Genomic DNA, 15,013 nt, shown 5'->3' on the forward strand with positions numbered 1-15,013 from the left:
GGGTCACATGTCCGCAAGCCCCATCATCCAATAGGCAGGCGGCATCAGTGCCCTCCGCCAGGGCCCCAGCGGAAACCGGGGGGGAGTGCGCGTCATCGGAGTGGGAAGCTGCGAGCCTTGACCAAGGGCCAACTGGGCTAGTGCGCGCCCGCAATAAGTCCCCATCGCGACGCCGTTGCCGTGGAACGCAAACCCTGCAAACATGCCAGGCTGGCCCGAAACTGGCCCCACATAGGGCGTTAACCCCCGTGTCAAACACACCATTCCCGACCAGATATGGGTGATATCCACTGCACTCCATTCCGGGAACATCCGTGTGAAGTCACGGTGAACCTTATGGCGAATCGCGGCCTCAGCTCGGGGTGAGGATCGCAGACCGCCGCGCATTCCAAACAGGAACCGCCGGTCGGGCATCAGCCGGAAATAGTGCAGCAGGTGCCGCGTGTCATAAGACATCTGATCCGTGGTCCAGCCTTGCGCCGCCAACTCGAGTTTGGTCAAGGGACGAGTCACCAGTACCGTGGATTGGGCGGGCATGTAGCGCCCGGACATCCAGTCCGGCACATCCTCGCTGGAATACCCATTGGTGCAAATCAAGACATTTGATGCACGCACTTTCCCTACAGGTGTTGTGACCTCAAAACCCTGAGCGATCTTTTGCAGTGCCTGGACGGCGCTTTTCTGAAACAGTTTTGCACAATTTCGCTGCGCCGCTTCGGCCAGTCCGAACAAGTATTTCCGGGGGTTTAGACCAAAGCCCACAGGGTTCGTATACCCGCCGTGAAACGCGCCACCAAAACCGAGACCGGGCAAGTCCTTGGCTTCGTGCAAAACTCCGGTCGAATCCGCACCTTTCCTAAGGGCTGACATGGCCCGCGCATTGTGCGCCAGCTGGGTTTCTCCTTTCGAATGGACATCCGCCTCAATCCGATGGTCCCTTAGGAGACCGGCCACGAGATGAACGGCGTCCGCTTCGGCTTGTCCGTATTCCCGCGCAGCAGAAGCTCCGAACCTGCGGGACATTGCCTTCGGGCTGAGTTTTGAACCACCCAGACAGCAGAACCCACCGTTGCGCCCGGACGCGCCCCAGCCGGGCGTCTCGGCCTCAAGCACAGCAACAGACGTACCTGCTTGCGCCAAATGTAGCGCCGCGGAAAGGCCCGTGAACCCACCACCCACAACCGCGACATCAACCGTCAGGTCTCCTGTCATTTCCGGCCAATTCAGGCTGGGAATGGTTTCATCCCACCAGCATACTTCCCGGGGTCCGGGGCCATAAGTGTAGTCCGGGAACAGCCGTTTCATTCGGTACGCGCCGCGGCCATTTCATCCTGCTTTTGGCGCATCATCGCCCGTTTTGTCACCAATGACGCGGTGATGACCCCAACCGTCACAACTGCAATCATCAACGTGGACAGCGCGTTGATCTCGGGGCTGACACCCAGCCTGACCGCCGAGAAGATCTTGATCGGCAGGGTTGTGGCCGACGGCCCCGAGGTAAAGGACGCAATCACCAGATCATCCAGCGACAGGGTAAAGGCCAGCAACCAGCCGGAAATCACGGCAGGCGCAATGATCGGCAGTGTCACTAGGCGAAACGCTTGCGCGGGCGAACAACCAAGGTCAAGAGCGGCCTCTTCCAGCGACTGATCGAACGTGACCAAGCGCGACGAGACAACGACCGATACGAAACACATCGAAAAGGTCGTATGCGCCAGAACGATGGTCAGGATACCGCGATCCAGCCCGATGCCTATGAACAATAGCAGCAACGACAGGCCGGTGATCACTTCGGGCATCACCAGCGGGGCGTAGATCATACCGGAGAACAGCGTTCGACCGAAGAAACGCCCGCCGCGCACCAGCACATAGGCGGCGGCGGTGCCCAGAATGGTCGCCAGCGTAGATGAGAACACAGCCACCCGGACTGTCACCCATGCCGCATCCAGAAACGCCTCGTTCTGGACCAGCTCTCCATACCATTTGGTCGAGAAGCCAGCCCAAACGGTGACCAGCTTGCTTTCGTTAAAGGAAAAGATGATCAGGATGATCATCGGGATATAGAGGAACGCAAATCCCAGCGTCAGCGAGACCGCGTTGAACCAGCTTAGCCTGTTCATTGCTCGGCCTCCGTCTGTTTCTGCTGGTTTCGCTGGAACAGCACGATTGGGATCACAAGGATCAGCAGAAGCACTACCGCCACGGCGCTCGCCACCGGCCAGTCGCGGTTCGAGAAGAACTCCTCCCACAGTACTTTGCCAATCATCAGCGTGCCTGACCCGCCCAGAAGCGAGGGGATCACGAACTCGCCAATCACCGGGATCATCACAAGGAAACAGCCTGCTATGATACCGGGGCGCGACAGCGGGACTGTCACAAGCCAAAAGGCCTGAACCCGCGAACAACCAAGGTCTTCGGCGGCCTCGATCAGGGATTCGTCCATCCGTTCCAGCGCCGAATAGATCGGCAGGATCATGAACGGCAGATAGGTGTAGACGATGCCGATATAGACGGCAGTGTTGGTGTTCAGAATGGTCAGCGGGGTCGAGATCAACCCCGTCCACAGCAGCAACTGGTTCAGATAGCCTTCGTTCGACAGGATGCCCATCCACGCATAGACGCGGATCAGGAACGAGGTCCAGAAGGGCAGGATCACGAGCATCATCAGCGTCGGCCGCCATTCAACCGGCGCGCGGGCCATGCCATAAGCGATGGGATAGCCAACCAGCAGCGTGAAAAACGTGGAAATCACCGCGATTTTGACACTAGAGAGGTAGGCTTTCCAATACAGGTCATCCTCAGTCAGCCAGACGAAGTTTTCGAAATCCAATTGGCTGAAGAACTCTTTGATTCCTGACCAGCCCTGCGAGAAGTCCAGCGTTGGCGTGTAAGGCGGGATCGCCAGTTCGATATCCGACAGCGAGATTTTCAGGACGATAAAAAACGGCACCAGAAACAGCGCCAGCAGCCAGACATATGGGACGGCGATAAGAAAGGCGCGGCGCATCAGTCGGCCAGCAGAACCGCAGCCGTTGCTGTCCAGGACAGCCAGACCGGGTCTTCCCAGGTAAAGGACCGGCGCGAGATACGGCGGGTATTGGCCGTCTGCGCCTTGATGATCGTGCCGTTGGGTAATTCGACGTGATAGGTGGAAAGGTTGCCGAGATAGGCGATGTCATGGACCTTGCCCTGCACCGCATTGATCGCGTCCGCCGGGCGGTCGGCCGAGATCGTTACCTTCTCGGGGCGGATCGCCAGATGACAGGCCTGCCCCTGCGCGAACCCATTGGCCGAGGTCGCGGTCAACGGGGCCTGCCCTTCGGCCCAATCGATCTGATAGGTGTCTTCGCCATTGGCGGTGGCGCGGCCTTCGATGATATTTACGTCGCCTATAAAGTCGGCGACATAGACCGAGTTGGGGTTCTCATAAATCCGGTCCGGCGTGGCGACCTGCATCAGCCGTCCCTGATCCATCACGGCCACGCGGCTGGCCACGGTCATAGCTTCCTCTTGATCGTGGGTCACGATGACAAAGGTGGTGCCGGTCTTTTCCTGAATATCCATCAGCTCGAACTGCGTGTCCTGCCGCAGCTTCTTGTCCAGCGCGCCCAACGGTTCGTCCAGCAGCAATAGTTTTGGCGCTTTGGCCAAAGACCGCGCTAAAGCGACCCGCTGCCGCTGCCCGCCCGAGATCTGGTGCGGTTTACGACGCGCGAATTGCGTCAGCCGGGTCAGGCGCAGCATTTCTTCGACTCTGTCCTCAAGGTCGCGTTTGGGCATGTTGTCCCGGCGCAGGCCAAAGGCGATGTTTTCCCAGATGCTTAAGTGCGGGAACAGCGCGTAGGACTGGAACATCATGTTTACCGCCCGCTTATTTGGCGGGATCGGGTCGATATCCTGACCGCCCAACATGATGTGGCCCTCGGTGGGTGTTTCGAACCCCGCCAACATCCGCATCATCGTGGTTTTGCCGCAGCCCGATGGCCCCAGCAGAGCGAAAAATTCTTTCTCGAAAATATCCAAAGACAGGTTGTCGATTGCCGTAAAGTCTCCAAACCGCTTGGTGACATTCTGGAATTGGATCAAGGGTTTCGCCTGTGGGTCTTCCCACGGCGCAAAGACGTCAGAGTTCACTACAGCCCCCGTTCGGCAATCTTGAGAAAAACGGCAGGGCGGGAAACCCGCCCCGCCTTAGGAAATCGGATCAGGTACCCGATTTGATCTTGGTCCACAGACGGGTCACAACCCGCTGCGTTTTTGCCGGGTAGGGCGTGGTGATGTAGAGATTCTGCATCGTCGCGTCGTCCGGGTAGATCGCCGGATCGCCGATCACGTCTTCCTCAAGGAACTCTTGCGAGGCTTTGTTGCCGTTGGCGTAATAAACATAGTTCGACGCCGCAGCCATGTTGTTGGCATCCAGAATGAAGTTCAGGAACTTGTGCGCGCCTTCTGGGTTCGGAGCATCTGCCGGGATGGCCATCTGGTCAAACCACATCAGCGAACCTTCAGCGAACGGATGGTATTCTATCTCGACCCCGTTATCGGCCTCGGCCGCACGGTCGCGGGCCTGTAGAATGTCACCTGACCAACCCACGGCCACGCAGATATCACCATTGGCCAGAGCGTTGATGTATTCCGAGCTATGGAACTTCTGGATATGCGGACGCACGCTGGTCAGAACTTCTTCGACCTTCTGGATGACGTCCGGATCGTGGCTGTCCGGATCTTCGCCCAGATATTGCAACGTCATGGGGATCATCTCGGCAGGCGCATCCAGGAAATGCACACCGCACCCGGCGAGCTTCTCCATGTTTTCCGGGTTCAGCACCAACTCCATGCTATTCAGCGCGACGTCATCGCCCAGCGCCTCTTTGACCTTACCAACATTGACGCCGATCCCCGTGGTTCCCCACATGTAGTTGATCGAGAAGGCGTTGTCGGGGTCGTATCCTGCGGTCCGTTCCTGAATGACGTCCCAAAGATTCCCCGAGTTATCCAGCTTGGAAGTATCCAGTTGCTGGAAAGCCCCCGCTTGAATCTGGCGCTGAAGGAACGTGCCGGACGGAACCACCACATCATAGCCAGACCCACCGGCCAGCATCTTGGTTTCCAGAACCTCGTTGCTGTCGAACACGTCGTAGATCAGCGTCAGACCGGTTTCTTCCTCGAACTTCTGTAAAAGGTCTTCGTCGATATAATCCGACCAGTTGTAGACACGCACTTCTTCAGCGAAGGCCGCCGAAGTCCCCAGTGCGATGACCGCTGTCAGTGTCAGCGTTTTGATTGACATTTTATTCTCCCTGCAAGTGTGCGGGTATTTTCCCGTTTTTTTGGATTTGATCAAGTTTTGCGTTTTTCCCCGATCCGTCGTATGGTTTCACGAGGTCAGGCACCTGGCAAGTCAACACAATCGCAAACAGGGCAAACCAATTGGATTTGATCAAAAATAAGGCACCGAGGCCAGTGGCCGATGATCAGAAACAACCTGCCCACGAGCAGGTCTATCAGACGCTGCGCGCCCAGATCATGTATGGCGATCTGGTCCCCGGTCAGCCTGTCACCATTCAGGGGCTGACTGATTCGCTGGACGTTGGCATGACCCCTGTTCGCGAAGCGATTCGCAGGCTGATCTCTGACGGAGCACTGATGTTTCAGGGCAATCGCCGGGTCAGCGTACCTTTGCTGAAACATAGCGATGTTCAACAGATGATTTTCGCTAGAATTTCAATAGAATCAGAGCTTTCCAGACGCGCGACAACCAACATGAGCGCTGTCGAAATAGATCATCTGGCTCAGATCGATAAACAGTTGGACCGCACTATCGCCGACGGCGACGTCGGCGGATATCTGCGCCTCAACCACCTGTTTCATGAAACGCTCTATTCCTACGCAGACGCTCCGATTCTCAACGATTTGGCTGAACGGTTATGGCTGCGGTTCGGCCCCTCACTGCGTGTCGTTTGCGGTCGTTTCGGAACCCAAAGCCTGCCCGACCGCCACAAAGATATCATAACGGCGCTCCGCCGAAAGGACCCCGACAGGGTCGCGAAAGCCACCGCGCAGGACATCGAACAGGGAATGGAGCTGATGGCAGGTGCCTTGTCATCTACCTAGATAAATGCGATTCGATTGACAGAAAAAAATTTGATCATATTGTGACCGCTAATCGCTCTTGCAGGAGATTCCCCGATGTCGACCATCACAAATCACATGCCGACTGCCGAATTGCAGGCACTGGATGCCGCCCACCACATGCACCCATTCTCGGCCAATGGCGCGCTCGGGAAAGAGGGTGCTCGCGTCATCACCCGCGCCAAGGGCGTCTATCTGACCGATAGCGAAGGCGAGGAAATTCTGGATGCCATGGCCGGTCTTTGGTGTGTCAATGTCGGCTATGGCCGCGACGAACTGGCCGAGGCAGCTGCGCGACAAATGCGCGAACTACCCTACTACAATACCTTCTTCAAAACCACGCATGTCCCCGCCATCGCGCTGGCCAAAAAGCTGGCCGAACTGGCGCCGGGCGATCTGAACCATGTGTTCTTCGCTGCTGGCGGGTCTGAAGCAAATGACACCAATATCCGTCTGGTTCGCACTTATTGGGCCGAAAAAGGCCAACCAGACAAGAATATCATCATCAGCCGCCACAATGCCTATCACGGTTCGTCCGTTGGCTCGGCCTCGCTGGGGGGTATGGCAGGGATGCACGCGCAGGGTGGTATTCCGATCCCGAACATTCACCACATCAACCAGCCTAACTGGTGGGCAGAAGGCGGCGACATGACGCCCGAAGAGTTCGGTTTGGCCCGCGCGCAGGAACTGGAAGAGGCAATTCTTGAACTGGGCGAAAACCGCGTCGCGGCCTTCATCGCCGAGCCGGTTCAGGGCGCAGGTGGCGTGATCGTCGCACCCGACACCTATTGGCCCGAAATCCAGCGAATCTGCGACAAATACGATATCCTGCTGATCGCGGATGAGGTCATCTGCGGCTTTGGCCGCACTGGCAACTGGTTCGGGTCGCAAACCGTGGGCATCCGCCCGCATATCATGACTATCGCCAAGGGCCTCAGCTCGGGCTACGCGCCCATCGGAGGTTCTATCGTCAATGATGAGATCGCCGAGGTGATTGGCGGCACCGAATTCAACCACGGCTACACCTATTCCGGCCACCCGGTCGCCGCCGCCGTGGCACTGGAAAACCTACGCATCCTCGAAGAGGAAAAGATCGTGGACCACGTCCGCGACGTCGCCGCCCCCTACCTGAAAGAAAAATGGGAGGCGCTGGTCGATCACCCACTGGTGGGCGAAGCGAAAATCGTCGGTATGATGGCCTCGATTGCGCTGACGCCCGACAAAGCAAGCCGCGCTAAGTTCGCCTCAGCCCCTGGCACAGTCGGCTATGTCTGCCGCGACCGTTGCTTTAGCAACAATCTGATCATGCGCCATGTGGGGGACCGGATGATCATCTCACCTCCGCTGATCCTGACCCCATCGGATATCGACGAGATGTTCGTGCGCATCCACAAATCGCTGGACGAAGCCCAGGCCGACATTGTCGAACAAGGGCTGATGAAAGCCGCCAGCTGATCCGCGCAGCTTCATCTGGCCAAATATATCTCGGGGGAATCGCGGCTTGCCGCGATGGGGGCAGAGCCCCCTCCCCTACCTCAACCGCTCTAGCAACCGCAGGGTTGGATAACCATCCGGCACCAAACCCTGCGCCAACTGATAGGCCCGCACCGCGTTGACAGTATTCGGGCCTGTGCGCCCGTCGATTCCTTGGGTATCGAACCCAGCCTCGGTCAAAAGGCTCTGCAGCTCTTTCTTTTCGGTAAAGCTCAGTATCCGATCATCGCGGGGCCAAGATGCCCGAAACGGCGCGCCGCCAACCAGCCGATCCGACAAATGGCCAATCCCGATCACATAGGCGTCGGCACCGTTGTATTTCTCGATCACGTTGAAATTGTCGAATATCATCAAGGCCACGCCTTGCCCGCCTGCCGGCAAGAGAATGGCCGCCTTCCCATGATCCGGAATGGCCTGCCCGTCGCGTCCAACAACACCAAGCGCGGCCCATTCGGATGGCATCAACCTGTGGTCCCGCTTGGCCGAAGCAAAATCGAAACCGTCTGGCAACTGCACTTCGATCCCCCAAGGTAGACCCTTTTTCCACCCATGTCGCGTCAGGTAGGACGCCGCCGAAGCCAAAGCGTCTGTCGGGTCGTCGGACCAGATATCTCGCCGTCCGTCGCCATCAAAATCCACCGCATGTTCCAAATACGAGGTCGGCATAAACTGCGTATGACCCATTGCGCCCGCCCAACTGCCTGTCATCGCGCCGGGCGCGACATCGCCAGCCTGAATGATCTGCAAGGCGGCCACCAGTTGCACCTCGAAGAAAGACGCCCGACGTGCGTCGAACGCCAGCGTTGCCAGCGACCGGATCGTCTGATCTCCGCCCCGAAACGAACCATACGAGGTCTCAAGCCCCCAGATGGCCGTTACAACTTCTTTCTCGACGCCATATTGCGCTTCGATCTGGGTCAAGACCGCGTCATGGCGCTCCAACCCGGCGCGTCCATTCGCAATTCGCCGGTCTGATACGGCAGAGTCCAGATACTCCCAGATTGGCTTCGAGAACTCGGCTTGGTTGCGATCGCGCTTGATAACGTCCCAATCGTAAGTCAGCCCCGCCAATGACCGGTCCAACGTCGTCGCAGATATTCCTTGTTGCAACGCGCGTTCGCGGAACGCTCCCAGCCACGCCTGAAAGCGCGCATTCCCTTCGGTTGACACGCGGATCTCCTTAAACTCTGGCCGAACAACCGGCCGTATCGACACGGTGACATCGGCCGATGCGAGCTCGTGAATCTGTGGGCCATTGGCCGAGTTGATAGGATCCGCCTGCACTATGGATGCCCATAATGCAGCGGTCATGACGCCGCTTACGCATTTATGCATTCCGATTTTCCTGATTACTGCTCAACACCAAGGTAGCGCATAATGGCGAAATCACAAAGAGCTCAGGTTTCGTCCTCGCGGAGTTTTGCTGCGCGCTCGGCCCGCAACCGATCCAGCGCTTGCCGAAGCAGAGGCACCCTGTTGGGCCGGAAAAAGTCTTCGGTCAGGGCCATGTCGCGCATACGGTCCAGCCGGAATATCCTGAAGTCCTGCCGTAAATGGCACCAACTGATCAAAACGCTTGCCCGGTCCATATATACGATACTCAGCGGATTCACCCGACGACGGGTGGCATCCCCCTTGGCATCGGTATAGGCAAACTCGACTGTGCGTTCATCCCATGTGGCTTGTCTCAGATCGCGCACATCGATGGTTGGCCGGGCCGGACGATCAAACCGGGTGGCCGTCAGGACGGCGTGTGACAGGCGATGCGACTGGCGGTGTTGCAAGCGTCCCTGCAGCTTGCGCAGAACCGCCCCAGCCGCATCTGCCAGACCTGGATCGCCAATGGATTGCACCTCGCGCAAGCCCAGAACCAGTGCCTCTAGCTCGTCATCGGTGAAGCCCAAAGGCGGCAGAGTCGCATCCTCGATCAAGGTGAACCCAAACCCTGCCTCTCCGTCGATGACAGCCCCCAGTCCGCGCAAAGCGTCGATGTCACGATGAACGGTGCGAGCTGAGACGCCCAGATCCCGCGCCAGTTGGACCGAGGTCTTGGGCGACGGGCCAGAGCGCAAGGCTTGCATCAATTGGAACAGGCGGGCGGTGCGAGACATATCGTAATCTAGACTAAGGCTAATGACAGAAACTGTCATTACGGCATCTTATCCAAACGGTATCTTAACGACTCCGGAGCCAACGATGCTGACCCTTCTGACCTTCCCTGCCGCCTTCGGCCAATTCAGCGCCAGCCCTTTTTGCGTCAAAACGGCTTATATGTTGCAACTGTCCGGCCAAAGCTGGCAGCGGTCCGATATGCTGAACCCATCGAAGATGCCCCACCAGAAATTGCCTGTTTTGCGCACGTCTCAAAGGCTGGTGGCCGACAGCGACCTGATCCGGGACTGGCTGGAAACACAAGGGGCCGATTTCGACGCAGGCCTTAGTGATATTCAAAAGGCCCAGTCCCGCGCCCTGATCCGCATGGCCGAAGAACATATCTATAACCACGTCGTTCTGGATCGCTGGGGCAATGACGAGGTCTGGCCGATCCTGCGCGATATGTTATTCACCGAGGTTCCTGCACTGATCCGTCGCCCCGTGACCCACGCAATCCGCAAATCGGTGATGAAGCGAATGGACGGGGCCGGTGTCTCGCGGTTCTCGGATACTGAACGCACAGATCGCCTGGAATGTGACCTCGAAGCGATATCGGCCTTTTTGTGGCAGTCGCCCTTCCTGTTCGGTGAAAGCCCAACCGCAGCAGACATGAGCGTCGGGCCAGTACTGGCCGCGATGCGCGCGACACCAAAAGAAACTCAGCTGACGCGACGCATCAAAACCGATACCTTGCTTAACAGTTATTTGGACCGGTTAGAGCAGGCGATCCCCCTATGACGCCCTTTCAAGACCCCGCTGTTCAGTCCGTTTTCGACGGGTACAAGCCAGACACCCATAAGGGTGTGCTGGCCCTGCGTGAATTGATCTTTGAAACGGCCCTAACTCTGCCCAGCGCCCAACCGCTGCAAGAAGCCTTGCGCTGGGGGCAACCCGCCTACCTGGCACCCAAAGGGTCCACGATCAGGTTAGGGGGCCACAAGACCGCCAGTTTCGCACTGTTCGTCCATTGCCAAAGCCGTCTGATCAGTGATTTCACTTCGGCCTTCCCAGACGAGGATCGGCTGGAAGGTAACCGGGCAGTTCTTTTCGACGACCCCCGCCAGATTGACGCGAACCGCCACGGATGGCTGATTGCGCGGGCGCTGACCTATCACCTCTGACGGCGTTTGCGTTCGACTTTGCGTTTGATCTTGTCTTTCTTGCGCTTGTTGCTGACCGCCTTTCGCCGTGCGCCGCGTTTCACTGGGCCGCGGCCGCGCGGCAGGGCTTGATCGTCGATGGACAGCAGCTCCAGCTCCAGCCCGCCCGTAACCGGCGTCGCCGCAGTCAGACGCACGGTGACGCGTTGACCGATGGCGATGATCAACCCGGTGTCTGATCCCATCAGCGTACCGGCTTCGCGGTCGAAGTGGAAGAACTCACGCCCCAAGGATCGCACGGGCACCAACCCATCAGCGCCGGTTTCGTCCATCTTCACAAAGGCCCCGAACCGCGCGATGCCGCTGATGCGGCCGGTGAACTCATTGCCCACCCGCTCGCTCAAATAAGCCGCCAGATAGCGATCGGTTGTGTCGCGCTCAGCCATCATCGAACGCCGCTCGGTGTCCGAGATATGGGTGGCGGTTTCGTCCAGTCGCGCGATTTCATCCTCGGTCAGCCCATCCTTGCCCCAACCATGGGCCGAGATCAGCGCGCGATGCACGATCAGGTCCGCATAGCGGCGAATGGGTGAGGTGAAATGTGCATAATTCCGCAGCGCCAGACCGAAATGGCCGAAATTCTCTGCGTTGTAGTAGGCCTGCGCCATCGACCGCAGAGTGGTCAGGTTGATCAACTCGGCATCTTCAGTGCCCGCAGCAGCGTTCAGCAGCGCGTTGAGGTGGCGTGTTTGCAGCACCTGCCCTTTCGCAAGGTTCAAACCGGCAGCCTGCGCAGTTTCCCGCAGGCTTTCCAACTTCTCGGGCGCGGGTTCTTCGTGGACACGGAACAGCAGCGGGCGGCGTTTGGCAATCAGCGTTTCAGCGGCGGCCACGTTGGCGAGGATCATGAACTCCTCGATCAGCTTATGAGCATCCAGCCGGTCGCGAAACGCCACGCTAGTCACTTCACCGGTGTCGCTGAGGACGATCTTGCGTTCGGGCAGGTCCAGCTCCAATGGCTGTCGCACCGCACGCGCGGACTTCAACGCGGCATAGGCAGCGTAGAGAGGTTTCAGCACTGTCTCCAACAGGGGCCCAGTGCGGTCGTTGGGGGTACCATCGATGGCCTCCTGCACCTCGGCATAATGCAGAGATGCAGCCGAGCGCATCAGCCCCCGCACAAACCGGTGGCCGATCTTGTTACCCTCGGCGTCGATCTGCATCCGCACGGCGATACAAGCGCGCGGGACGCCTTCGTGCAGCGAGCACAGATCGCCCGACAGACGGTCGGGCAGCATCGGCACAACGCGGTCTGGGAAATAGCTGGAATTGCCCCGCTTGCGTGCTTCACGGTCCAGCGCGGTTCCGGGCTGCACATAGGCTGCAACATCTGCGATGGCGACCCAGATTACATGACCGCCGGGGTTCTTGGGGTCGTCATCAGCGTGCGCGTAACAGGCATCGTCGTGATCCCGCGCATCCGAGGGGTCGATGGTTAGCAGCGGCATATCCCGCAGGTCATCGCGGCCCTTCAGACCGACGGGTTTGGCCTTATCGGCCTCGGCGATCACCTTGTCCGGGAAGTCGTCCGGGATGCCGTGCTGGTGGATCGCGATCAGAGAGACCGCCTTGGGCGCGGTGGGGTCACCCAACCGTTCCACGATGCGGGCACGGGGCAGACCCATGCGGTTCTTGGGCCCGGCCTGTTCGGCCTCGACCAGCTCACCGTCTTTGGCGCCAAGCACCGCACCATCGGGGACCAGCCATTCATTCTGGCCCGCTTTGTCGATGGGCACGATCCGCCCGCCCTCGGCCCCTTTGCGGAAAATGCCGACGATCTTGCGCGGGTTGGTGCCGATCCGGCGGATCAGGCGGGCCTCATAATTGTGGTCTTCCTCATGCACCACGGTCAGGCGCGCCAGAATCCGGTCGCCCTCGCCCAGAGCCGGGTCACTGGCGCGAGTGATCAACAAGACGATGGGCTCAACCCCTTCACCATGCCATTCCAGCGGGCGCGCAAACAGGTCGCCATCGACATTCGGAGCCTTCACCTGCAGCACACTGACCGGCGGCAGACGATCCGGGTCGCCATAGCTGCGCTTGCGCTTTTCCAGGTGGCCCTCGGCCTCAAGCTCGCGCAGGATGCGTTTCAGGTCGATCCGCGCCGCGCCCTTGATCCCAAAGGCTTTGGCGATATCGCGTTTCGAGGTCAGGGTGGGGTTCGCCGAGATCCAGTCAAGGACCTCCTGCTTGGTGGGGATACGACTCATATATTTGGCGTAACACGGGCGTGCGACGGCGTCATGACCAAAAACGGATCAGGGTTTCAGATCGGCCACCGTGTCCACATCGCGCAACGGGTCCAGCAGCGCCACTCGTGCGCCGGAGATCGAGGCCAGCGTGTCAGCTAGCGCATGTTCGGTGGACCAGCGCACATCGCGGAACAGGTTGTTGGGAAGCGCGCCATATCTTTGCGCACCCACCAGCCAATAGCCGCCATCCGGGGCGGGGCCGAATGCCATCTGCGCGGACCCCAACACCGTGAACGCGCGGGCAATGTGGCCTCGGGTAATGCCCGGAATATCCGCGCCGATCAGGCAGACCGGCCCCGGCGGCATCCCGCGCAGCATCCGACCCATCCGGTCACCCAGATCTCCGCGCCCCTGCCCCGCCCGCGGCAGATCAGCAGGCCAGATTCGGCTGGTCAGACCTTCGCGGTCAGGCGCGACCGCCAGCACAATCTGCCAACGCGGATCACGCAGCCGCCGGATCAACGAGCGTGTCTGGTGGCGAAACCACCAAGCCGCCCCAACCATACCGATATCGCGGCCCAGCCGGGTTTTCACCCGACCCGGGCGCGGCTCTTTCACCATGATCACGAGAGTGCGCTGCATGTCAGGCGAAATAGTCTCGCAGGATGCGCGTGTAGATGGCCTTGAGCTGTTCGATCTGTGCCACCTCGACGCATTCATCCACCTGATGCATGGTGCGGCCCACCAGCCCGAATTCCACCACCGGGCAGTGGTTCTTCACAAATCGCGCGTCCGAGGTACCGCCCGTGGTCGACATCTCGGGCACCACACCGGTTTCCGCCTCAACCGCCTTGGCGACCAGGGCGGACAGAGGCCCCGGCGGGGTCAGAAAGCTCTCGCCCGAGATCTTGATGCGCAGGTCGATCTCAACCCCGAACTCATCGGCCACTGCAGCGGCCTCGGCCCACAACCAATCGCTGAGGCTGGCCCCGGAATGCAGATCGTTGAACCGGATATTCACCGCCCCCGTAGATTGCGCGGGGATCACGTTGGTTGCCGGGTTGCCCGTGTCGATCGTCACCACGGCCAGTGTTGAGGCGTCGAAATGGTCTGTACCCTGATCCAGCTCGTGGCTGGCCAAACGATCCATCAGCCGCGCCATTGCGGGCATCGGGTTCTTGGCGCGGTGCGGATAGGCCGCGTGACCCTGTACCCCGGTCACGGTGAACCAGATGTTCATCGAGCCACGCCGCCCGATCTTCATCATCTCGCCCATGGTGTTGGGGCAGGTCGGCTCGCCCACCAGACAGACCGACATCTTTTCCCCGGCACTGTCCATATAGTCCAGCAGGGCGGTGGTGCCGTCCAGCGCATCGCCTTCCTCATCCCCGGTGATGGTCAGGATGACGGCCCCGTCGGGCGGTGTGTCGCGCACGAAATCAACGGCCGCTGCGGCGAAGGCCGCCACTCCGGATTTCATGTCCGTCGTGCCTCGACCAAACATCACGCCATCTTTCACCTCAGCCCCGAAAGGTGGCATGGTCCATGCAGCCTCGTCCCCAACTGGAACGACGTCTGTATGGCCATTAAAACCAAAGCTGCGCGGATGCCCCTTCTCGCCCCAGCGTGCAAACAGATTGCAAATCCCGCCGCGATCGACACGGGTGCAGGCAAACCCCGCCTCCGCCAGCAATTTTTCCAACAGAACAAGGGCGCCCCCTTCATCAGGTGTGACCGATGGGCAACGGATCAGGTCCGCTGTCAATTCTACCGCATCTGTCATTTCTTGCCCTTTCTCTGCACTGAACTGCATCTTCGCGCACAGATTCAACGAATTGGCGGGATTGCCAACCCCCGCACGGCACGCTTCACACGCTTTTT

14 protein-coding genes are annotated in these 15,013 nt (G+C 59.4%); 4 read left to right on the forward strand and 10 right to left on the reverse strand.

The window, feature by feature from the left end; all coding sequences use genetic code 11:
• Window positions 1–3 precede the first annotated feature (3 nt).
• The 5 genes from ACR0DX_RS13330 to ACR0DX_RS13350 all read right to left on the reverse strand — a co-directional run bounded on the left by ACR0DX_RS13330 (window position 4) and on the right by ACR0DX_RS13350 (window position 5,290).
• Window positions 4–1,305: an NAD(P)/FAD-dependent oxidoreductase gene (locus ACR0DX_RS13330; protein ID WP_170355425.1), complete on the reverse strand. Its 1,302-nt coding sequence runs from the start codon at window positions 1,303–1,305 to the stop codon at window positions 4–6.
• A complete protein-coding gene (locus tag ACR0DX_RS13335) occupies window positions 1,302–2,120 on the reverse strand; it encodes an ABC transporter permease (RefSeq protein WP_170724572.1) in 819 nt (272 codons plus the stop codon). Before ACR0DX_RS13335 ends, ACR0DX_RS13330 begins: the two co-directional genes overlap by 4 nt.
• The gene (locus ACR0DX_RS13340; protein WP_170355427.1) at window positions 2,117–3,007 is read right to left on the reverse strand and encodes an ABC transporter permease subunit; all 891 of its coding nucleotides are present in this window, start codon (window positions 3,005–3,007) and stop codon (window positions 2,117–2,119) included. Before ACR0DX_RS13340 ends, ACR0DX_RS13335 begins: the two co-directional genes overlap by 4 nt.
• Window positions 3,007–4,134: an ABC transporter ATP-binding protein gene (locus tag ACR0DX_RS13345; protein ID WP_170355428.1), complete on the reverse strand. Its 1,128-nt coding sequence runs from the start codon at window positions 4,132–4,134 to the stop codon at window positions 3,007–3,009. The genes ACR0DX_RS13340 and ACR0DX_RS13345 overlap by 1 nt, the downstream gene beginning before the upstream one ends.
• Window positions 4,135–4,204: 70 nt before the next feature.
• Window positions 4,205–5,290, reverse strand: a complete 1,086-nt coding sequence (locus ACR0DX_RS13350) for a polyamine ABC transporter substrate-binding protein (protein WP_170355429.1) — start codon at window positions 5,288–5,290, stop codon at window positions 4,205–4,207.
• A 140-nt stretch (window positions 5,291–5,430) separates the two neighbouring features.
• On the opposite strand from ACR0DX_RS13350, the gene ACR0DX_RS13355 reads away from it, so the two are divergent.
• Both ACR0DX_RS13355 and ACR0DX_RS13360 read left to right on the forward strand, forming a co-directional pair.
• A complete protein-coding gene (locus ACR0DX_RS13355; RefSeq protein WP_170355430.1) occupies window positions 5,431–6,114 on the forward strand; it encodes a GntR family transcriptional regulator in 684 nt (227 codons plus the stop codon).
• Window positions 6,115–6,189: 75 nt separating this feature from the next.
• Entirely contained in the window at window positions 6,190–7,587 is a 1,398-nt protein-coding gene (locus ACR0DX_RS13360; RefSeq protein ID WP_170355431.1) for an aspartate aminotransferase family protein, read from the forward strand.
• Between the two features lie 75 nt (window positions 7,588–7,662).
• Here the strand turns inward: ACR0DX_RS13360 and ACR0DX_RS13365 are convergent, their stop codons facing one another.
• Both ACR0DX_RS13365 and ACR0DX_RS13370 read right to left on the reverse strand, forming a co-directional pair.
• On the reverse strand, window positions 7,663–8,961 hold the full coding sequence (locus ACR0DX_RS13365) for a lytic murein transglycosylase (protein WP_170355432.1): 1,299 nt from the start codon (window positions 8,959–8,961) through the stop codon (window positions 7,663–7,665).
• Window positions 8,962–9,023: 62 nt separating this feature from the next.
• The gene (locus tag ACR0DX_RS13370) at window positions 9,024–9,737 is read right to left on the reverse strand and encodes a helix-turn-helix transcriptional regulator (RefSeq protein ID WP_170355527.1); all 714 of its coding nucleotides are present in this window, start codon (window positions 9,735–9,737) and stop codon (window positions 9,024–9,026) included.
• A gap of 85 nt (window positions 9,738–9,822) precedes the next feature.
• On the opposite strand from ACR0DX_RS13370, the gene ACR0DX_RS13375 reads away from it, so the two are divergent.
• Both ACR0DX_RS13375 and ACR0DX_RS13380 read left to right on the forward strand, forming a co-directional pair.
• Window positions 9,823–10,518 (forward strand): glutathione S-transferase family protein, encoded by a 696-nt coding sequence (locus ACR0DX_RS13375; RefSeq protein WP_170355433.1) that lies wholly within the window; start codon window positions 9,823–9,825, stop codon window positions 10,516–10,518.
• The gene (locus ACR0DX_RS13380) at window positions 10,515–10,901 is read left to right on the forward strand and encodes a DUF1801 domain-containing protein (protein ID WP_170355434.1); all 387 of its coding nucleotides are present in this window, start codon (window positions 10,515–10,517) and stop codon (window positions 10,899–10,901) included. The genes ACR0DX_RS13375 and ACR0DX_RS13380 overlap by 4 nt, the downstream gene beginning before the upstream one ends.
• Here ACR0DX_RS13380 and rnr read toward each other — a convergent pair.
• The 3 genes from rnr to dapE are packed head-to-tail and all read right to left on the reverse strand — an operon-like array spanning window position 10,892 to window position 14,915.
• Entirely contained in the window at window positions 10,892–13,150 is a 2,259-nt protein-coding gene (gene rnr, locus ACR0DX_RS13385) for a ribonuclease R (RefSeq protein ID WP_480846400.1), read from the reverse strand. The genes ACR0DX_RS13380 and rnr overlap by 10 nt on opposite strands.
• 48 nt (window positions 13,151–13,198) lie before the next feature.
• On the reverse strand, window positions 13,199–13,774 hold the full coding sequence (locus tag ACR0DX_RS13390; RefSeq protein ID WP_170355436.1) for a TIGR04282 family arsenosugar biosynthesis glycosyltransferase: 576 nt from the start codon (window positions 13,772–13,774) through the stop codon (window positions 13,199–13,201).
• 1 nt (window position 13,775) lies between these two features.
• Window positions 13,776–14,915, reverse strand: coding sequence for a succinyl-diaminopimelate desuccinylase (dapE, locus tag ACR0DX_RS13395; RefSeq protein WP_170355437.1), 1,140 nt, complete (start codon window positions 14,913–14,915; stop codon window positions 13,776–13,778).
• Window positions 14,916–15,013: the final 98 nt, after the last annotated feature.

The organism is Ruegeria sp. D3, assembly GCF_056534465.1.

Excerpts from the sequence above, each read along its gene's own strand:
- ACR0DX_RS13335 (WP_170724572.1), bottom strand. The coding sequence starts at position 2,120 with ATGAACAGGCTAAGCTGGTTCAACGCGGTCTCGCTGACGCTGGGATTT.
- ACR0DX_RS13375 (WP_170355433.1), top strand. The coding sequence starts at position 9,823 with ATGCTGACCCTTCTGACCTTCCCTGCCGCCTTCGGCCAATTCAGCGCC.
- ACR0DX_RS13360 (WP_170355431.1), top strand. The coding sequence starts at position 6,190 with ATGTCGACCATCACAAATCACATGCCGACTGCCGAATTGCAGGCACTG.
- ACR0DX_RS13365 (WP_170355432.1), bottom strand. The coding sequence starts at position 8,961 with ATGCATAAATGCGTAAGCGGCGTCATGACCGCTGCATTATGGGCATCC.
- ACR0DX_RS13380 (WP_170355434.1), top strand. The coding sequence starts at position 10,515 with ATGACGCCCTTTCAAGACCCCGCTGTTCAGTCCGTTTTCGACGGGTAC.
- ACR0DX_RS13330 (WP_170355425.1), bottom strand. The coding sequence starts at position 1,305 with ATGAAACGGCTGTTCCCGGACTACACTTATGGCCCCGGACCCCGGGAA.
- dapE (WP_170355437.1), bottom strand. The coding sequence starts at position 14,915 with ATGACAGATGCGGTAGAATTGACAGCGGACCTGATCCGTTGCCCATCG.
- ACR0DX_RS13350 (WP_170355429.1), bottom strand. The coding sequence starts at position 5,290 with ATGTCAATCAAAACGCTGACACTGACAGCGGTCATCGCACTGGGGACT.
- ACR0DX_RS13390 (WP_170355436.1), bottom strand. The coding sequence starts at position 13,774 with ATGCAGCGCACTCTCGTGATCATGGTGAAAGAGCCGCGCCCGGGTCGG.
- ACR0DX_RS13370 (WP_170355527.1), bottom strand. The coding sequence starts at position 9,737 with ATGTCTCGCACCGCCCGCCTGTTCCAATTGATGCAAGCCTTGCGCTCT.
- ACR0DX_RS13340 (WP_170355427.1), bottom strand. The coding sequence starts at position 3,007 with ATGCGCCGCGCCTTTCTTATCGCCGTCCCATATGTCTGGCTGCTGGCG.
- rnr (WP_480846400.1), bottom strand. The coding sequence starts at position 13,150 with ATGAGTCGTATCCCCACCAAGCAGGAGGTCCTTGACTGGATCTCGGCG.